Source organism: Bosea beijingensis, from assembly GCF_030758975.1.
GTDB lineage: Bacteria > Pseudomonadota > Alphaproteobacteria > Rhizobiales > Beijerinckiaceae > Allobosea > Allobosea beijingensis.
In genome coordinates this window covers 4,192,685-4,212,112 of the sequence record NZ_CP132359.1, presented here as the reverse complement: position 1 = coordinate 4,212,112, position 19,428 = coordinate 4,192,685, and the positions used below count along the sequence as shown (strand labels likewise).

15 protein-coding genes are annotated in these 19,428 nt (G+C 66.6%); 7 read left to right on the top strand and 8 right to left on the bottom strand.

Annotation, left to right across the window (positions count from 1 at the left end):
- Nucleotides 1–15 precede the first annotated feature (15 nt).
- The 4 genes from Q9235_RS19970 to Q9235_RS19955 are packed head-to-tail and all read right to left on the bottom strand — an operon-like array spanning nt 16 to nt 7,042.
- The gene (locus Q9235_RS19970) at nt 16–687 is read right to left on the bottom strand and encodes an AroM family protein (protein ID WP_306223556.1); all 672 of its coding nucleotides are present in this window, start codon (nt 685–687) and stop codon (nt 16–18) included.
- A 59-nt stretch (nt 688–746) separates the two neighbouring features.
- Nucleotides 747–2,417, bottom strand: a complete 1,671-nt coding sequence (locus Q9235_RS19965) for an OPT/YSL family transporter (protein ID WP_306223555.1) — start codon at nt 2,415–2,417, stop codon at nt 747–749.
- A 54-nt stretch (nt 2,418–2,471) separates the two neighbouring features.
- Nucleotides 2,472–6,320: a hydantoinase B/oxoprolinase family protein gene (locus tag Q9235_RS19960; protein ID WP_306223554.1), complete on the bottom strand. Its 3,849-nt coding sequence runs from the start codon at nt 6,318–6,320 to the stop codon at nt 2,472–2,474.
- The gene (locus tag Q9235_RS19955; RefSeq protein WP_422678221.1) at nt 6,317–7,042 is read right to left on the bottom strand and encodes an IclR family transcriptional regulator; all 726 of its coding nucleotides are present in this window, start codon (nt 7,040–7,042) and stop codon (nt 6,317–6,319) included. Before Q9235_RS19955 ends, Q9235_RS19960 begins: the two co-directional genes overlap by 4 nt.
- A gap of 267 nt (nt 7,043–7,309) precedes the next feature.
- Here Q9235_RS19955 and Q9235_RS19950 point away from each other — a divergent pair, with 267 nt between their 5' ends.
- Both Q9235_RS19950 and Q9235_RS19945 read left to right on the top strand, forming a co-directional pair.
- Nucleotides 7,310–8,278: a hypothetical protein gene (locus Q9235_RS19950; RefSeq protein WP_306223552.1), complete on the top strand. Its 969-nt coding sequence runs from the start codon at nt 7,310–7,312 to the stop codon at nt 8,276–8,278.
- A gap of 26 nt (nt 8,279–8,304) precedes the next feature.
- Nucleotides 8,305–9,342 (top strand): DmpA family aminopeptidase, encoded by a 1,038-nt coding sequence (locus Q9235_RS19945; RefSeq protein ID WP_306223550.1) that lies wholly within the window; start codon nt 8,305–8,307, stop codon nt 9,340–9,342.
- A gap of 6 nt (nt 9,343–9,348) precedes the next feature.
- Here Q9235_RS19945 and Q9235_RS19940 read toward each other — a convergent pair whose 3' ends face one another.
- Nucleotides 9,349–10,581 (bottom strand): aminopeptidase, encoded by a 1,233-nt coding sequence (locus Q9235_RS19940; protein ID WP_306223549.1) that lies wholly within the window; start codon nt 10,579–10,581, stop codon nt 9,349–9,351.
- A 107-nt stretch (nt 10,582–10,688) separates the two neighbouring features.
- Entirely contained in the window at nt 10,689–11,579 is an 891-nt protein-coding gene (locus Q9235_RS19935) for a GntR family transcriptional regulator (RefSeq protein WP_306223548.1), read from the bottom strand.
- An 82-nt stretch (nt 11,580–11,661) separates the two neighbouring features.
- Between Q9235_RS19935 and Q9235_RS19930 the strand changes: the two genes are divergently transcribed.
- From Q9235_RS19930 to Q9235_RS19920, 3 genes are all read left to right on the top strand, one after another.
- On the top strand, nt 11,662–12,804 hold the full coding sequence (locus Q9235_RS19930; RefSeq protein WP_306223546.1) for a C45 family autoproteolytic acyltransferase/hydolase: 1,143 nt from the start codon (nt 11,662–11,664) through the stop codon (nt 12,802–12,804).
- Nucleotides 12,805–12,845: 41 nt separating this feature from the next.
- Nucleotides 12,846–14,402 (top strand): ABC transporter substrate-binding protein, encoded by a 1,557-nt coding sequence (locus Q9235_RS19925; RefSeq protein ID WP_306223544.1) that lies wholly within the window; start codon nt 12,846–12,848, stop codon nt 14,400–14,402.
- Between the two features lie 85 nt (nt 14,403–14,487).
- Nucleotides 14,488–16,029, top strand: coding sequence for an ABC transporter substrate-binding protein (locus Q9235_RS19920; protein WP_306223543.1), 1,542 nt, complete (start codon nt 14,488–14,490; stop codon nt 16,027–16,029).
- Nucleotides 16,030–16,042: 13 nt separating this feature from the next.
- Here Q9235_RS19920 and Q9235_RS19915 read toward each other — a convergent pair whose 3' ends face one another.
- The gene (locus Q9235_RS19915) at nt 16,043–16,708 is read right to left on the bottom strand and encodes a GntR family transcriptional regulator (protein ID WP_306223542.1); all 666 of its coding nucleotides are present in this window, start codon (nt 16,706–16,708) and stop codon (nt 16,043–16,045) included.
- The gene (locus Q9235_RS19910; RefSeq protein WP_306223541.1) at nt 16,705–16,863 is read right to left on the bottom strand and encodes a hypothetical protein; all 159 of its coding nucleotides are present in this window, start codon (nt 16,861–16,863) and stop codon (nt 16,705–16,707) included. Before Q9235_RS19910 ends, Q9235_RS19915 begins: the two co-directional genes overlap by 4 nt.
- Nucleotides 16,864–16,899: 36 nt before the next feature.
- Between Q9235_RS19910 and Q9235_RS19905 the strand changes: the two genes are divergently transcribed.
- Together Q9235_RS19905 and Q9235_RS19900 are read left to right on the top strand one after the other, a co-directional pair.
- Nucleotides 16,900–17,784 carry an alpha/beta hydrolase gene (locus Q9235_RS19905; RefSeq protein ID WP_306223540.1) on the top strand — a complete coding sequence of 295 codons (885 nt, stop codon included), beginning with the start codon at nt 16,900–16,902 and terminating at the stop codon, nt 17,782–17,784.
- Between the two features lie 30 nt (nt 17,785–17,814).
- The gene (locus Q9235_RS19900) at nt 17,815–19,356 is read left to right on the top strand and encodes an ABC transporter substrate-binding protein (protein WP_306223539.1); all 1,542 of its coding nucleotides are present in this window, start codon (nt 17,815–17,817) and stop codon (nt 19,354–19,356) included.
- The last annotated feature ends 72 nt before the right edge of the window (nt 19,357–19,428 follow it).

The window sequence follows — 19,428 nt, the reverse complement described above, 5'->3', positions numbered from 1 at the left end:
CGGCACCCACCGCCGTCAAACGATCTCGGAGACCAGCTTGGCGATCAGGCTGTTGGAGAGGATGACCGGCAGCCCGGCTTCGGCCGCCTCGCGGCGATGCCGCTCGACGAAGCCCATGCAATCCATCAGCAGGATTTCGGCACCGCGCCCGTTGAGATCACGGGCCGCTTCCGCGACCGACGCCCCTTCCCCGCCATAAGGCGAGGCGGCGGCATAGAGCGGCGCACGACCAAGCGGCGCCCATTTTCCGGCCTCCGATGAAATCTGCTCGGCGAGCGGCACGATGATGCCGAGCTGGGCGCCCTGCACCAGTGCTGCCACCGTCGGCGGCAAGATGCGGTCCGGCTCGATCAAGCGCGCTGTCTGCGTATGCAAGCTCGCGAAATGCCCGGTGCAGAGCATCAGGATCGTCGAGCAGCCCTCGGCTTCCAGCATGGCGAGCTTCGTTTGGGCCGCCGCCTCGGTGCGCGCCCGGTCGATGACGACCGCGCTGCCGTCGAGGAGCTTGGTGATCAGCACCGGCTTTCCGGCCTCGGCCGCGAAACCCCGTTCGATCTCGGCACGGCTCAGGCCGTCCAGTACACCGGCATGGCGCCGTGCCAGACGCGCATCCAGCACGTCGTCGAGGATCGGCGTGATGTCGGCGCGCGGCGCCTGGCCGATGGTCAGCGTGCCCAGCTTGCTCATGGCAACCTCTTTTCCGAAATGAAGCGGCCCCGGGGCGATCGCCCCGGGGCCTGTCTCGTTCAGCGCTTCCAGAAGTTCTTCGAGACGGAGTCGAAGAAGGAGAAGATCGCATCGCCCGCGATCACACCCGCGGCGAAGACCTCCATGTCGCCCTCGCCGCTCGCACCGCGCAGCTTCTCCCAGATGATCCGGCAGAGGATGCCGGCCAGCACCGCCCAGCCCGCCATCGGGAAGTTGATCAACAGGCCGGTGGCGAAGAGCACGCCGATCTGCCGCTTCGGCCCGCCGATGAACTGCAGGATCGCGCCGGGGATAGCCCAAAGGAAGAGCTGCCAGGCCACGCCTGGCGCGACGCCGGCCTTGATCGTCGCGGCATAGACCTTGTCGACGGGGGCCACCAGGTTCTGGTCGAAATAGGACTGGTAGGAGAACAGCACGACCGCGCCCGCCACGACGAAGGCGAACATCGCCGCGAAGAGCTGCTGGCGGCGGCCCTCGCGCTCGAAGGCGGGGTTGGCGCCGTTGCCGCGCAGCAGGTAGCCGGCCTTGAGGTCATAGCCCATGTCGGCGAAGGCAGGTCCCGTCGCGGCGGAGAAGCCGACGAGCAGCGCCAGAGCCGGCATCGGGAAGCCCATCAGCATGCCGATGATCAGCGTGATCAGCGCCACCGCGAAGGCCGGGAACCAGCCGGAATGCATCGCCGCCAGGCCGACGATCAGCTCGTGGACATAGGCCGCGAAGGCGGCGTAAAGCACGAACAGGATCAGCATGCCCATCGACATGTCGGTCATCAACCCGCCGACAATGGCGATGAAGACGGCAATCACGAGATAGCCAACCGTGCCCAGCCCAAGCGCGCGCTTGACCTCGACATCCGAGACGCCAGCAGTCGCCTCGCCCGCCTTGGCCTCGCCGCGGCGGAACAGCAGCGACGCGACCTGCAGCAGCGCGACGAGGCCCGCACCGATCATAAAGCCGTGCGGGATATAGGCGGCCATCAGGTCGCCCTTCGGGATGATGCTGGCGAAGGTCGGGCCGCTGAAGAGCTGGCCTGAATAGCCGCGCAGCAGGAGGCCGACGCCGAACATCAGCAGCGCCCAGATATTGCCGATGAAGGCAACGCCGAAGGCCGACATCGGAATGCCGGAGACGGCGGTCGAGCCGGCAAAGCCGATCCAGGCCAGCGGGATCTTGACGAAGGAAGCGGCGATGCCGGTGCCGAAGCCGATGCCCATCAGCACCGCCTTGCGGCCGCCCTCGTCGCCGGCCTTGATTGCCTCGGCGGCGGCCACGCCCGGAGGCCAGGCGCCCGTCGCCGGGAAGACGCGGGAATCGAACATCCGGTAGAGCAGATAGGCATCGAGCAACATGGCGAAGAAGGCGCCCGCCAGCATCGGCAGGACGAGATCCGGCCGGCCGAGCAGCCAGGGAATGCCGACCGGCAGCAGCAGGCTGTTCGCCGCGCCGAACGTGGCCGAAGAGATCGCGCTCTGGGCCAGGTTCTGGACATGGATCGAGCGGTAGCGCGCGAAGATCGCGAGCGGCACCCGCGCCAGCGCCATGGCGGCGAGCGCGCCGATCAGCGAGGTATTGGCGGTGATGCCGAGCGACACCAGAAGCTGCATGCCGATGATCGCGCCGAAGACGCAGAGCGCGGCGATGAGCAGCAGCGTCGCCGGCTCGAACAAGCTGGGGTGCTTCTGAGGCACCCCCTCAGTTGGATTGGTCATGCCTCACTCCCCATTGATGCCCTTGTCGGGCTGTTGGCGTTTCGTCCCTGGTGATCAAGCAACCAGGATGCCGGCCTTGGCTTCGCCGACATCCTGCGTGGCATGCGCCCCCTGCACGCCGTAATCGCGCTTGGCCGCATCCGGGGAGACCAGCCCGAGCGCGATGTCGCGGGCGATGGCGTCCCGCGAACGCTCGGAGGCCGGGCCGTAGCCGGCGCCGCCGGCGAGCACGAGCTCGACGATCTCATGCGGCTGCCGGACCTGGACCAGCTCTCCGGTGCCGACGTCCTTCAGAACATGGCCTTGCTCGTCGATCACCCGGCCGGACGCCCCGCCGCCGGCCTTGCCGCCGAACAGGCCCGGAATCGGGTTGTCGACCCCTTCCGGATAGAGTGAGACCAGCGTCGGCAGGCCGTCATCGGCGAGCTTGCGCAGACGCACGCGCTGGCCGAGGCCGCCGCGATGCTCGCCGGCGCCGCCGGAGTCGGTGAGATAGGCCTTCTCGACCACCAGCACCGGCACCCGCGACTCGAAGGTCTCGATCGAGGTATTCGCCGCCGAGGTCGGGTAGAGCAGGCCCGACTTGCCATCGCCCTGCGCCGAGCCGCCCTGGCCGCCGCCGCAGAAGAGCATGTCGGAATAGGTGTCGCCCGCCGCATCGCGACCATAGACGCTCGCCGCCACCGGCAGGCCGGTGAAGGCCTGAACCTGCTTCGGCGCCGCTTCCGACAAGGCACGGAAAATGTTCGGCGCCAGATACCAGCCGGTGCGGGTGCGCAGGTTCACCGCCAGCGGCTTGTCGCAGTTCAGGATCGAGCCCTTGGGCGCATCGACCGAGAAGGCGCGGTAGCAGCCGGCATTGCCGCGCACCGACGGCGTCAGCATGCATTTCAGCGGATAGGTCGCATGCGCCATCGTGTAGTTGAGCGTGCAGTTCAGCCCACCCTGCGGCAGTTGCGGCGGCGCGCCGGCGAAGTCGAGATGGATCGTGTCGTCCTTCACCGTCAGCGCCAGCGGATAGTGCATCGGCGTGCCCAGCGGGTTGTTCGAGGCGGTGCCGTGATAGACGCCGTCCGGAATGGCGCGGATGGCGTCGCGCATCGCCTTCTCCGAGCGGCTCTGCACGACATGGGCGAGCGCCCTGAGATCCTGCATGCCGTAATCGGTGAGGAAGGATTGCAAGCGCTCGGCACCGATGGCGTTGGCCGCGACGAAGGAGTGCAGGTCGCCCAGCACCTGCTCGGAATTGCGCACGTTCTCAGCCAGCAGGCGGACCAGCGTCTCGTTGATCCGGCCGGCCTCGTAGAGCTTCATCGGCGGGATCTGGAAACCTTCCTCGTAGATCTCGCGGGCCCGGAGCGAATCCTTGGTGCCGCCGATATCCGAGACATGGCCGACCGTGCCCATCAGCCCGACGACGCGGTCGCCTAGGAAGACCGGCGTCACCACCGCGATGTCGAAGAGATGGCCGGCGCAGAGCCAGGGGTCGTTGGTGATCAGCACGTCGCCCGGCTTCAGCGTCTCGGCCGGATAGCGCTCCAGCAGCGCCTTGACCGCGCGCGGCAGCGTCAGGTTGAACACCGGCATGGCGCGGGGCGAATGCGCCAGCGTCTCGCCTTCCGGGTCGAGCAGTTCGCAGGCGAAGTCCTGCGCTTCCGAGATCACCAGCGAGAAGGCGGTGCGGCACACCGTCAGCCACATCTCCTCGACGACGTTGATCATCCGGCTCCACATGATCTCCAGCGAGATCGGATCGGCCTCGATCCGGCGCGCGGCCTCGGCCAGCGGCATGTCGGCGGTGATCGTCGTCTCGGCCGCATTGGCCTGGCCGACATGGATGATGAGGTTCAGGACATCGTCGATACTGACGCTGTCGCCGGGCGGCACGATCGTGGTCGCCTCGCGCTCCTCGATGATCGCCGGGCCCTTGACGGTGTCGCCGGAACGCAGGGCATAGCGGTCATAGACCGAAGCCTCGCTCCAGCCACCCTCGAACCAGGCCTTGCGGGCGCCCTTGATCTTGTTGGTGGCGTCGCCGCCACCGGCCGCGCCGGAGAGCGAGAGCGTCGGCACCGGGCCGGCGCAGCGGACGCGGAAGTTGATGGCTTCCAGCCGTGCGCCCTCATAGACCGAGGTGTAGCGGGCGGAATAGGCCTTGCTGAACGCCGCGCGAATGGCCTCCAGGCTCGACGCATCGATGGTCCCGGCCGGCAGCGGCACGGAGATGTCGTGCATCTGGCCGACGAGGCGCATGTCGGCCGTGCGCTCGACCGTGACGTCGGCGGGCTTCACGCCGGCCTCGGTCAGGTGCTTGCGGCCCTCGACTTCGAGGTCGCGGAGCACGGCATTGACGGAAGCCGCATCGAAGCCCTCGGAGAACTCGACCGGCAGCGAGCGCACCATGTCGAAGGAGAGCGGCGCGGCGAGGAAGCCGAGCGCGGAAGCGGCGCCCGAGGCCGGTGGGATGATGACCTGCTTGACGCCGAGCACGCGGGCGACGTCGACGGCATGGGCCGGACCGGCTCCGCCGAAACCGACCATGGCGTAATGGCGCGGGTCCTTGCCCTTCTCGACGAGATGGACGCGGGCGGCGGCGCCCATGCTCTCGACCACGACCTTGTGGATGCCCCAGGCGGCTTCCTCGATCGAGAGGCCGAGCGGCGCGGCGACGGTCGAGACGGCCTTGCGGGCAGCTTCGAGGTCGAGCGCCATGCGCCCGCCCAGGAAGAAGCCGGGATCGTAATAGCCGAGCACGAGATTGGCGTCGGTCACGGTCGGCTTGGTGCCGCCCATGCCGTAGCAGGCCGGGCCCGGATCGGAACCGGCCGAATGCGGGCCGACCTTGAGCAGGCCGACCTCGTCGATCGCAGCGATCGAGCCGCCACCGGCGCCGATCTCGATCATGTCGATGACGGGCGCCTTGATCGGCAGGCCGGAGCCCTTGGCGAAGCGGTTGACGCGGCCGGCCTCCAGCATCGGCGCGATCTCGGCGCGGCCGTCCTCGATCATGCAGGCCTTGGCAGTGGTGCCGCCCATGTCGAATGAGATCACGTCCTTATGCCCGGCAAGCTCGCCGAACAGGGCAGTGGCAAGGCCGCCGCCGGCCGGGCCGCTCTCCAGCAGGCGGATCGGGAAGGTGCGCGCCGTCTCGGGTGAGACGAGGCCACCGGCCGAGTGCATCAAGCGGAGCGCGCCGGTGAAGGCGCGGGCGGCAAGCTCGCGCTCCAGCCGGTGCAGGTAGCGGCGCATCAGCGGCTGGACATAGGCGTTGGCGGCGGTGGTGACGAAGCGCTGGTATTCCCAGATTTCGGCGACGACCTCGCTCGACAGCGAGACGGTCAGCTCCGGGCAGATCTCGCGGACGATGCGGCCGGCTTCCTGCTCATGAGCGGGATTGCGATAGCTGTTGAGGAAGCAGATCGCGATCGCCTCGCAGCCGGCGGCTTCGAGTTCACGGGCGGCCTTGCGCACCGCATCCGCATCGAGCGCGGTGACGACATTGCCGTCGCGGTCGATGCGCTCGGCCACTTCGAGGCGATGCTCGCGCGAAACCAGCGGGTCGGGAAAGGTCAGGAACAGGTCGTAGATGTCGTAGCGTTGCTCCGTCCCCATTTCGAGGATGTCGCGGAAGCCCTTCGTGGTGATCAGGCCGAGCTTGGAGCCCTTGCGCTCGATCACGGCATTGGTGACCAGCGTCGTGCCGTGAACGATGTCGCCGACATCGGCCAGCGTGATCCCGGCCATCTCGGTGAGTTCGCCGAGGCCGATCAGTGCCGCTTCCGACGGATCATGCGGGGTGGTCAGGCGCTTGTGCAGCCGGACCGAACGCTCCTGCGAATCGTACAGGATGAAGTCGGTGAAGGTGCCGCCGATGTCGAAGCCGATACGCCAACGATTGCTCATGGAGCGGTCTCCGCGATTGAGAGGTTCAAGGGGTAGAAGCGGTTGTCACGGGTCAGGGCCGCGATCTCGGCAGCGCCTTCTCCCAGGGAACGGATGATCGAAATGCGCTCGGCCGGCTCGACGGTGGCGGCCGGGAAGGACAGGCAGAGCGCGACCTCGTCGCCGGTCGTGGGATCACCGACCGCGACAGAGAGCGCGCGCACGCCGCGCACGGCTTCGTCGCGGGATTCGGCGAAACCCTCCTCGCGCACCCGGGCGAGGCGATCGAGCAGATCGCTCATGTCGCGCGGCGCGGTCTCGGAGGGCGAAGTGAAGCCGGCCGGATAAAGCGTGCGAACCTGATCGTCCGGCAGGCGGGCAAGCAGCGCGCGGCCGGTGCTGGAGGCGAAAGCTGGAATGCGGTCGCCGATCGAGGTGACGACCCTGAGGGCATGGCGGCCGGGATGGGCAGTGACGGCGACGATCTCGGTGCCGCGCCGGACGCTGACATAGCCGGTATGGCCGATCCGGTCCGAAATGGTGCCGACCACGGCATCGGCACGGTCGATCAGCGAAGCGGCGAAGCGATAGAGATGGCCGACCTGATTGAGCAAAAGCGAGGGCCGGTAGCGCTTGCTCTCGCCGACCGTCTCCAGCAACCCCTCGTCTCGCATGGCCCGCAGCAGGCGAGAGGCATTGCTTTTCGGCATGCCCAGCAGCGTGACCAGATCCGTCACTGTCACGTCATGGCGTGTGCTGGAAAAGCAGCGAAGCACATCCACGGCCGATGACAGGATGGACATCGTGGTTGGCCCTTAAAGTTCCATTAAATGGAACTTGAGTTGCAATAAAAGGAAAAATACGCCAGTTAAGGAAGATGTCAATCCTGTGACTGCGATTCCGCTTTCGTAGGGGACCCGGAACGCGCCTCGACGCCGGTCCGCCTTGGCTGTATCCCGGCTTCCTTGCCTGTTCGGGCCTCGCCCGCCCGCCGTCATGGAGATCGCCGGATGAGCGACAGCCTGCTCTATCTCTCGCGCAACGATGTCCGGACGCTGGCGATCTCGCCCGACGAAGCGCGCGAGGCCGTGCTGCAGGGCTTTCGCGATCATGCCGCCGGCCTGAACCGGAGCATTCCGAAGACGGCTCTGATGCTCGGCCCGGGCCATGGCTTCCAGGCCATGACGGCGGCCTCCTCCGCCCAGCAGATCGCCACGGTGAAATGGGTAGCAATGGCCCCGGTCGCAGCGGGCTCGTCCCTGCCGGCCGTCAGCGGGCTGATCTGCGTCAACGACTATGCGACCGGGATGCCACGCGCGATTCTCGATGGCGACGAGATCACCCTGATCCGCACCGCCGCGATCACCGCCGCGGCGGCCTCACGCCTCGCCCCGCCTCAACCGCGCACCATCGGCTTCGTCGGCTGCGGCTTGCAGGCCCATGCCCATCTCGCCGCTTTCCAAGCGCTCTATCCGGGCCTGACCACGGCGCTGGCGATGAGCCGCAGCCGCGCCTCGGCCGAGCGTCTCGCGGAAGCGGCACGCGCGACCGGCCTCACAGCGCAGGTGCTTGATGATGCCGATGCCCTGCTGGCGCAGAGCGATATCGTGATCTCGATGGTGCCGGGCGGCCCCGGCATGACGCCCTTCCTCGACGCCCGTCGCCTGAAGCCCGTCGCCTTCGCCGCTGCGGTCGATACCGGCCGGAGCTGGCTGCCGGAGACATTGCCGGCCTTCGACATCCTAGCCACCGACAGCCTGGAGCAGTCGCACGCGCCCTATGACGCGGCGGGCAATCCTGTCACGACCGTCTCCTTCGGGCACGACATGACCGGGTTGGCGGGGGCCCCGCACCCGACGGCGCCAACCGGCCGCTCCTTCTTCTGCTTCCGCGGCGTGGCATTGGCCGATCTCGCGCTCGCTCATCTCGTCATCGAGAAAGCCCGCGCGCAGGAGCTCGGCACGAGCCTGCCGCGCTGATCAGCCCCGCTTCCTTGGACCACGCCATGACCCAGCGCCTCCGCGATTTCGGCCTCATCTGCGGGATCATGCAGCCCGGCCCGCTCAACGCGATCACCGACGTGGCCGGCGTCCGGCTCGGTCATTTCACCCTGAACGCCGGCGACCTCCGGACCGGATTCACCGCCGTGCTGCCGCATGATGGCAATCTCTTCCGCTGCAAGGTTCGCGCCGCGGTCGATGTCATCAACGGCTTCGGCAAGAGCGCCGGCCTGATGCAGCTTGCCGAGCTCGGCCAGATCGAGACACCGCTCCTGCTCGGCAACACCCTGAGCGTCGGCACCGGCTTCGATGCGCTTGTGACGCGTGCGCTCACGGCCAACCCCGACATCGGCCGCGAGACCGGCACGGTCAATCCGGTCGTGCTCGAATGCAATGACGGCTATCTCTCCGACATCCGCGCCCGCGCGCTGACCCAGGAACAGGCCTTCGCCGCGCTCGACGCCGCTACTTCAGGGCCCATAGCGGAAGGCGCTGTCGGCGCCGGCACTGGCATGAGCGCCTTCGGCTTCAAGGGCGGCATCGGCACGGCCTCGCGCCGTTTCGCGCTCGACGGCGCCGATTACACGCTTGGCCTGCTCGCGCTCGCCAATTTCGGCAATGCCGGCGATCTCGTCCTGCCCGACGGCCGGCGTCCGGTTCCGCCGGAGACGAAGCCGCAGGCCGAGCGCGGCTCGGTCATCCTGGTCATTGCCACCGACGTCCCGCTGGAATCACGGCAGTTGCAGCGCATCGCGCGGCGCGGCGGTGCCGGCCTCGCCCGGCTCGGCGCCTTCTGGGGCAATGGCAGCGGCGACATCGCCGTCGCCTTCACCACGGCCTGTCCCGTCGATCACGACCAGCCTGACGATCTCGTGCCGCTGCGCGCGCTGAACGAGAACCGCATCGACACGCTCTTCCGCGCCGCCGCCGAGGCGACGCAGGAAGCCGTGCTCAACGCGATGGTCGCAGCGGCCGCCACGACCGGGCGCGACGGGCATCACCGCCCGTCGCTGGGGGATTGGCTACGGGCGAACGCCGGCTGAGGCCGTTCAGGCCCACTCGCCCTTGCGGAACACCGGCACGCGCCGGCCGTCCTCATGGACGCCGTCGATATCGACCTCGCCCGAGCCGATCATCCAGTCGATATGGATCAGGCTCTTGTTGCCGCCCTGCGCCGCGATCTGCTCCGGCGTCAGGTTCGCGCCATCGACGAAGCATTTCGAATAGCACTGCCCGAGCGCGATATGGCAGGAGGCGTTCTCGTCGAAGAGCGTGTTGTAGAACAGGATGCCGCTCTTCGAGATCGGCGAGGAATTCGGCACGAGCGCCACTTCGCCTAACCGGCGCGCGCCTTCGTCGGTGTCGAGCACCTTGTTCAGCACGGCTTCTCCGCGCGAGGCCTTGGCCTCGACGATCCGCCCACCCTCGAAGCGCACGCGGATCTCGTCGATCAGCGAGCCCTGATAGGAGAGCGGCTTGGTGCTGGAGACATGGCCCTCGACCCGGCGCGCATGCGGCGTCGTGAAAACCTCCTCGGTCGGGATGTTCGGGTTGCAGACGATGCCGTTCTTGGCCGGCGAGGCGCCGCCCTGCCAATCATGGCCATCGGCCAGGCCAACCGTCAGATCGGTGCCCGGCCCGGTGAAATGCAGCGAGGCGAAACGCTGGCCGTTCAGCCAGTCGCGCCGTGCCCGCAAAGCCGCGTTATGCGCCGCCCATGCCGCGACCGGATCGGCCTGGTCGATGCGCGATGCGGAGAAGATCGCCTCCGCCAGCTTGCCGACAGCCACCTCCTCGGCGTCGTCCGGAAACACCTGCCTGGCCCAGGCCGCGCTCGGATAGGCCAGGATGTTCCAGTTGATGTCGAAGCCGGCGATTTTCTCGAGCGCCGGCTGATAGGCCAGCGAATTCGCCTTGCTGGCGCGCCCGTTCGCCAGCAGCATCGGGTTGTCGCCGACGATGGCGAGCCGCGCGGTATTGGCGGCGAAGGCCTCGGCGACGCCCTTGTAGAGCCAGGCCGGCGCCTTGTCGAAGCTCGCATCCGGCGCATGGCGATAGCGCGCCAGCGTCACCTCCTCGTCCGCCAGCATCGGCGTGACGATGCCGGCACCCGCCTTGTAGGCATGGGCGGCGATCAATCGAACCAGCGGCAGCGCCGCGACCGGCGCGGTCAGGAACAGGTCCTGTCCCGGCTGAAGATTGAGACCGACGCGGATCGCGACCTCGGCCAGCTTGTCCAGCTTGGCGGGGTCGATGGCTTGCGGGCGCTGGTGAACAGTCATGGCACTGGACCTGTCGGATTCGGGGTTGCCACCATTGCTGGCCCAAATCGTCGCCGGGTCAACCGCTGCAATGGCAGGGCAGCCATCCCGTGCCGAGCGGGACGCGCTCAGTCGGCCGCATCGGCTTGCAGCGTGCCGAGCCTGAGCTTGCTGGCGCGCAGCAGGTGGCTGCGCATCAGCGCCGAAGCCACCTCGTTCTCGCCGGCTTCCAGATGGTCGAGCATGGCGAGATGCTCGGTGCAGTTCACCCGCACGCGCTCGAAGCCCAGGCCCCAGTCATAGTTCGACAGGCGCCGGAGCTGGTTCTGGCGCCGCACCGCGGAATGGAAGTAGCGATTGCCCGTCGCAGCGGCCAGGCCTTCATGAAAGGCGGCGTTCATCTCGTAGAAGGCGATGCTGGAAGCTTCGCGCCAGGGCTGCTGCAAGGTCTCGCGATGCCGCGCCCGCATCTCCACGATCCAGGCGGGGTCGAGATCGAAGCCTGGCTCCAGCATGCACATCGGCTCGACCACCATCCGGAAGCGGTAGCTTTCGTCGCGCAGGCGCCGGTCGCGCGGCTCGTGAAGGAAGCGCCAGCCATAACCCGGCTTGCGCTCGACCATGTCGAGATCGGCGAGGCGCGCAAGCAGCTTCTGCGCCTCGGGCCGGCCGAGCTCGTAGCGGCGCATGACCTCCAGCTCCGAAACCTCGTCCGGCAACAGGCCGTTCTCGCGCTCGTGCGCCAGTTTCACCATCGCAAGTTCGAGCGTCTCCGGCGGACGGGCGCCGTCGGTCGCAGCGGGCAGGCTGATCAGCTCGATGCCCTTGTTGAGATGCCGGCGCACCACGCCCTGCTCGGCAAGGTGATCCAGCGCCGCACGCACCGGCGTGCGCGAGACGCCGAGCCGCTTCGCCGTCGCGTTCTCGTTGAGCCAGGCACCGGCCGCCAGCGCGTCGTCGCGCACGAGCTGCAGGATGCGGTCGGCGATCTCCTGTTGCAGCCGGGTCGGCGCAGTCATCGGAAGGGCCTTGATTGTTTTAGTTGATGATGAAATACACTATAGCACGATCTCCCGCCAGCATACCGGAAAGATGTGCGCCATGGTCCAGCCCTGCCCCTTCGTCGACGTGTCGGGCACGCCCTATGAGCGCGGCCGCCAGCATGGCGCCGCCGTACCAGGTCGTGTGAAGCGCTCGATCGAGCTCTATGGCGGCCAGCTTGGCGAGCTCGGCTACGACGCCGCCGCGAAATCGGCGCTGATCGCCGAGTTCGCGAAGGAGATCGAGGCTTTCGGCGCGCATTACATCGAGGAGATGCGCGGCATCGCCGACGGCGCCGGCGTCGCGCTCGAAGACATCGTCATGGTCAATGCCCGCACCGAAGTCATCGCCAAGGCTCGCCTCGTCAAGAACAAGCCGATCGAGGCCCAGGAAGAGCTCGACGACGGCTGCACCGGCGCGATCATCCTGCCGGAGCGCAGCGCCTCGGGCGAACTGATCCACGGCCAGAACTGGGACTGGAAGGCCGAATGCGCGGAAACCGCGATCGTGCTGCGCGTGCGCCGCACCGACGGCCCGGATTTCCTGACCTTCGTCGAGGCCGGCGGCCTCGCCCGCTGCGGCATGAATGCCGCCGGCATCTCGATCACCGCCAACTATCTCGAATCCGAGCGTGATTTCACCCAGGCCGGCGTGCCCCTCGCACTGATCCGCCGCAAGGTGCTGGAGCAGGAGCATCTCGCCTTTGCGATCAAGGCCGTGGCGACGACGCCGAAGGCCTGTTCGAACAACATGATGCTCTCGACCGTGAAGGGTTTTGGCATCGATTTCGAGTGCGCCCCGGACGAGGCCTTCCCGCTCTATCCGCAGGACGGCATGATCGTGCATGCCAATCACTGGGTCGGCCAGATCGCGCTGACCAAGATCAAGGATACCGGCATTCCGCGCGTGCCGGAGAGCTTCTATCGCGACTGGCGCGTCCGCAAGCTGCTCGACGAAGCCGGCCGCAAGCTGACCGTCGACGACCTCAAGCAGGCCTTCTTCGACGATTTCCTGGCGCCTCACTCGGTCTGCCGTCCGGTGCGCCCGAACGAGGCCGGCAATCTCTCGGCCACCGTCGCCATGGTGATTATGCAGCCGGCCAAGGGGATCATGGAGGTCGCGCCGCTGCCGGCCCAGAACCGCGTCTTCACCCGCTACAGCCTGACCGAGGAGCCCGTGCTGCTCGCCGAAGCGGCGGAATAACAGCCAGCACCGCGTCACAACCGAAAAAACAACAGGGGAACATGATGCGCCGAACCACCACCACCGCCCTCGCCGCCGCGCTGCTGTGCGGCGGCCTCGTCCAGGCCGCGGGGGCGAGCACGCTCAAGATCCAGCTCCGCGCCGACATCCGCTCGATCAATCCGGGCGTCAACCGCGACGCCAATACCGACGGCGTCGTCGTGCAGATGGTCGAGGGCCTCGTCGCCTATGGCGAGGATGCCCTGCCGAAGCCATTGCTGGCCGAGAAGGTCGATATCTCTCCGGACGGCAAGAGCTATACCTTCACGCTCCGCCAGGGCGTGAAGTTCCATAACGGTGCGCCGCTCACCGCGGCCGACGTGCTGTGGAGCTGGAATCGCTACATGGACCCGAAGACCGACTGGCGCTGCCTCTCGGAATTCGACGGCCGCGGCCAGGTCAAGGTCGAGAAGATCTCGGCCCCGAACGACAAGACCGTCGTCTTCGAGCTGGACAAGCCGAGCGCGCTCTTCCTCTCGGCTCTGGCCCGCACCGACTGCGCCATGACCGGCATCCTGCACAAGGACTCGGTCAAGGCCGACGGCTCCTTCGACAAGCCGATCGGCACAGGCCCGTTCAAGTTCGCGGAATGGAAGCGCGGCGAATACATCAAGCTGGATCGCTTCGCCGACTATGCCTCGCTGCCCGGCAAGATCGACGGCCTGACCGGCGCCAAGAAGCCGCTGGTCGACGAGGTCCGCTTCCTCGTCATCCCCGATAACTCGACCGCCAAGGCCGCCCTGCTGAAGGGCGATATCGATGTCGTCCCGGATATCGCCAATACCGACATCGCCGAGCTCAAGAAGAACGACAAGGTCAAGACCTCGGTCGTCACCAGCATGGGTCTCGTCGGCCTGATCATCCAGACCCGCGACCCGCTGCTGCAGAACGTCAAGCTGCGCCAGGCCATGGCCGCGGCGATCGACTCCAAGGAGCTGGTCGGCGCCGTCACCGACGGTATCGGCTCGCCCAACAACTCGATCGTGCCGGCGCTCTCCGCCTATTACGGCCCGGTCCAGAAGCAGGGCTGGAAATACGATCCCGCCGCCGCCAAGAAGCTCCTCGCGGAGGCCGGCTACAAGGGCGAGAAGATCGTGATGCTCGCCAACAAGCGCTATCCCGAGAGCTTCGACGCCGCTGTCGTCGCCCAGCAGATGCTGCAGGCCGTCGGCTTCAACATCGAGATCGAGGTGCTGGAATGGGCGACGCAGCTCGACCGCTACAGCAAGGGCAACTACACGATCCAGGCCTTCCCCTATTCCGGCCGCATGGACCCCGCCCTGAGCTACGAGTCGATGACCGGCCCGAAGGACAAGCAGCCGCGCAAGCTCTGGGACAATCCCGAAGTGCAGGCCCTGCTCGACAAGTCCATGGTCGTGAACGACAAGGCCGAGCGCCAGAAGATCTTCGATGAGCTGCACAAGCGCTTCATCGCCGAAGTGCCGATGGTGATGCTCTATAACGGCATCGTCGGCGGCGCGATGGGCGCCAAGACCCAGGGCTATGTCTCGACGCTGAGCTCGCTGCCCCGCGCCTGGGAAGTCAGCACCGGCCAGTAAAGCCGTCACCTCGCCTTCGCGACCTCCGACAGCAGGGCATGCCCCACGGGGCATGCCCGAACGACAAGACAACGAGGGAACGGGAATGATCCGCTTTTCGGCCTCTGCGCTGGCGCTCGCGCTTCTTGGCGGCGCGGCACAGGCACAGACCATCAATGTCGCGCTCAACGCCGACATCCGTTCGACCAATCCGGGCGTCAACCGCGACGACAACACCGACGCCGTCGTGCTGCACATGGTCGAGGGCCTCGTCGGATATCGCGAGAACGGCGCCGTCGCGCCCCTCCTTGCCGAGAAGGTCGACGTCTCCCAAGACGGGCTGACCTACACCTTCCACCTGCGCAAGGGCGTGAAGTTCCATAACGGCGCCGAGATGAGTTCGGCCGACGTGCTGTGGAGCTGGAACCGCTACATGGACGCGAAGACCGACTGGCGCTGCAAGCCGGAATTCGACGGCCGCATCGGGCTCAAGGTCACGGAAGCGACCGCGCCCGACGCTGCGACCTTCGTGATGAAGCTGGAGAAGCCGAGCGCGCTTTTCCTGGAAACCATGGCCCGCACCGATTGCGCCATGGTCGCAATCCTGCACAAGGACTCGCTCAAGGCCGATGGCAGTTGGGACAAGCCGGTCGGCACCGGGCCCTTCCAGCTTGCCGACTGGCGCCGCGGCGAATTCGTGCTGCTGAAGCGCTTCGACGCCTATGCCTCCCCGCCCGGCGACAAGCGCGACGGCTATGTCGGCTCCAAGCGCCCGCTCGCGGCCGAGGTGAAGTTTCTCGCAATCGCCGATGGCGCGACCGTCAAGGCCGGCTTGATGTCGGGCGCGCTCGACGTCGCCGACGTGCCGGACGAGGACGTGCCGGAGATGAAGAAGAGCGGCCTGCAGGTGCTGACCGCGCCGAGCGCCACCAAGCACGGCATCCTGCTCCAGAGCCGCGACCCGCTGCTCAGCGATGTCCGCATGCGGCAGGCGATCATGGCGGCGCTCGATCAGGACGAGATCGTCGGCGCCGTCTCGAACGGGCTTGGCAAGGTCAACAACTCGGCGGTCTACATCACCTCTCCCTATTACGACGAGGTCCAGAAGAAGCGCTACACGCACGACCCCGCGCGCGTGAAGAAGCTGCTCGCCGAGGCCGGCTACAAGGGTGAGACGATCAAGCTGATCGCCAACAAGCGCTCGACCGTGCCGAGCTACCCGATCGCGATCATGGCGCAGGCGATGCTGCAGGCCGCCGGCATCAAGGCCGATATCGAGATCCTGGAATGGGCGACGCAGCTCGACCGCTTCTCGAAGGGCAACTACCAGATGATGTCCTTCAGCTATTCCGCCCGCATCGACCCGGCCCAGAGCTACAACCAGTTCTCCGGTCCGAAGGACAAATTGCCTTCCAAGGTCTGGGACAATCGCGAGGCCGATGCGCTGATCGAGAAGGCGACGCTGATCAGCGACGAGGCCGAACGGAAGAAGATCTTCGACCAGCTCCATGTGATGATGCTGGCCGATGCGCCGCTGATCTTCCTCTACAATCAGGTCGATACGGCGGTCGTCTCGAAGCGCCTGCAGGGCTTCGCGCCCTGGGTCGCCTCCAAGCCGCGCCTCTGGGAAGTCGCCGTCGCCAAGTAAGGGCGGCGGTCGTTCAGCCCGGCTCGACCGGAGCCGGGCCGACGGGCGCGCCCTTGATGATATGGGTCGCGATCAGGGCCGCCAGCGCTCCTGCGTCGCGCGCCTTCAGAGCCGCCATCATCTCGTAATGCTCGCGATCGCTCTTCTGGAGCAGCTCATGCGAACTCCACACCGTGATCTGCGAACCGCGCCCGCGGTCACGCAGGCCCCAGATCATCTCCTCCAGCACGGCGTTGCCGCAGAAGGAGTACATGAATTGATGGAAGGCGCGGTTGATCTCGCTCTGCTCGGTCCGGCTCCCGGTCGTGACCGCGGCGGAGAACTGCGCCGCGAGTTCGTCCAGCCGCGCGATCGCGGCGGCGTCGATCCGCGCGACCACGCCCTCGGCCGTGGCCCTCTCCAGGATGATGCGCGTCGCGAGGATCTCCTCATAGGTCTTCATGTCGACCTCGGCGACGCGATAGCCCCGGTTCGGAACATGTTCGATCGTCTTGCGCACGGCGAGCTCGTCGAGCGCACTGCGCACGTCGAAGCGCGTCGCCTCGAAGCGCTCTTCGAGGTCGATCTGGCGCAGCCACTCGCCCGGCCTGAAGGCGCGCAGACGGATCGCCTGCGCGATCTCGTTGGCGAGCATGGCGCGCCGCGTGCTGGTGTTCTTGCGTTTCCGCTCGGACGTCATGGCAGGCTCTCTAAAGCATTTTCGAGCGGCTTGAACATCGGTTCGGGTTGAGAATCGATGGTCGGCATCAGCGAATATGCGCCGAAGCGATGCTCTAGCAGGATTCGCGCAGGCTGGAAGAAGATGGTTGCGAAGCCAACCATATCATGCAACATAATTGGCGCCAATAATTTCGCCAGAGGAGAGACGCCGTGAACGTCGTGGCAGAACAGACCGCCAAGCCCGATGCCGAGGCGGCCGCCCGCGCCAAGGCGCTCTACGAGTACGGCCCGACCTCGATCTATTCCTCGAAGCACGACGCGCGCTTCCCGTATTGCCTCTATGTCCCGCCGAGCCTCGGCGAAGGCGGCGAGAAGCCGGAGCTGATCGTCGCGATGCATGGTACCGGTCGCGGCTTCACCGGCTATCGCGACGCCTTCTCGTCCTTCGCCCGCTGGAACAACTGCATCATCCTGGCGCCGCTCTTCCCGATCGGCGTGATGGGTGACGGCTATCGCGACGGCTTCAAGTACATGCGCGAGGGCAACCTCCGCTACGACCATGTCCTGCTCGCCATCGTCGAGGAAATCTCCGAGCGCTATGGCATCGCCTTCGACCGTTTCGGCCTGTTCGGCTATTCCGGCGGCGGGCATTTCGCCCATCGCTTCCTGATGCTGCAGCCGCACAAGCTCTGGGGCGTCTCGATCGGCGCGCCGGGCTCGGTCACCCTGCTCGACCCCAGCCGCGACTGGTGGGTCGGCACGCGCAACTTCGCCGAACTCTTCGGCCAGGAACTCGACATCCCCGCGATGAAGCAGGTCGCGGTGCAGATGGTCGTTGGCGCCGCCGATCTTGAGACCTGGGAGATCACGCACAAGCCGGGTGGCCGCAACTGGATGCCGGACGCCAACCATGCCGGCACCAACCGGCCGGAGCGGCTGGCGAGCCTGCGCGACAACTTCGCCGAGCACGGCATCGCCGCCCGCTTCGACCTCGTGCCGAACACGCCGCATGACGGCGTCAAGGTCGTGCCGGTCGTCGAGGATTTCTTCGCCGGCGAGCTTCGCCGCATCCGCGCCGCCCGCAAGGCTGGCTGAACGGTCATAAGAACAACAGGGGAAAACACCATGAAGCGCTTCCTTGTCTCCGCCACCGCACTGGCCCTCTCGGCCGGCGCCCTGCAGGCCCAGACGCTGACGGCCGTGCTCAACGCCGACATCCGCTCGACCAATCCGGGCGTGAACCGCGACGGCAACACCGATTCCGTCGTGCTGCACATGGTCGAGGGCCTCGTCGGCTATGCCGAGGACGGCTCCGTCGGCCCGCTGCTCGCCGAGAAGGTCGATATCTCGCCTGACGGCAAGACCTACACCTTCCGCCTGCGCAAGGGCGTGAAGTTCCACAATGGCGCGACCATGACCTCGGCCGACGTGCTGTGGAGCTGGAACCGCTACATGGATCCGAAGACCGACTGGCGCTGCATCTCCGATTTCGACGGCCGCAACGGCCTCAAGGTCGAGAAGGCCACCGCCCCCGATGCCGACACGGTCGTGATGGAGATCAACGAGCCCAACGGCCTCTTTCTCGACTCGCTCGCCCGCGCCGATTGCGGCGGCACCGCCGTGCTTCACAAGGACTCGGTCAAGGCCGATGGCAGTTGGGACAAGCCGATCGGCACCGGCCCCTTCATGCTCGGCGAGTGGAAGCGCGCCCAATCGGTCCAGCTTCTCGCCTTCGACCAGTATGTCTCGCCCAAGGGTGACAAGCGCGATGGCTATATCGGCTCGAAGCGCCCGCTGGTGAAGGAAGCCCGCTTCATGGTCATCCCTGACGCGGCGACGGTGAAGGCCGGCCTGCTCGCGGGCTCGCTCGACATGGCACTGATGCCGGAATCGGACGTTCCCGATCTCAAGAATGCTCAGAACCTGACCCTCGCGATCGCCCCGAACCCCGTCCGGCACAGCCTGATCATCCAGACGCGTGACCCGGTGATGAAGAACCAGGCCCTGCGCCAGGCGATCGCCGCCGCGATCGACTTCCCCGAGCTCGTCGCCAATGTCTCGAACGGCCTTGGCAAACCCAACAACTCGCCGGTGTACACGACCTCGAAATACTATGGCGATGTCGAGAAGCAGGGCTTCAAATACGACCCCGCCGCCGCCAAGGCGCTACTGCAGAAGGCCGGCTACAAGGGCGAGAAGATCGTGATCCTCGCCAACAAGCGCTCGTCGGTGCCGAGCTTCAACACCGCCGTCATCGCCCAGGCGATGATGCAGGCGGTCGGCATCAATGCCGAGATCGAGGTCCTTGAATGGGCGACGCAGCTCGATCGCTACAACAAGGGCAACTACCAGATGCAGTCCTTCTCCTATTCGAGCCGCTTCGACCCCGCGCTCGGATTCGAGCAGATTGCCGGCCCGAAGGACAAGCAGCCGCGCAAGATCTGGGAAGAGCCGGAGGCGCTCGCCCTGATCCAGAAGTCGATGGTGGTGACCGATACCACTGAGCGCCAGAAGATTTTCGACGAGCTGAACAAGCGCTTCATCAACGAGGTCCCGAGCATCTTCACCCATAACGACCTCGACATCATCGCCCATTCCAAGAAGGTGAGCGGCGTGACACCCTGGGCATCCCAATTGCGCCTCTGGGAAGTCAGCGTCGCGAAGTGAGGCGGTTTCCGGCTCCGCCACCCGGCGGGGCCGGCTTTGAGCATGTTCGAACGAAGCGGACGCTGGTTCGGA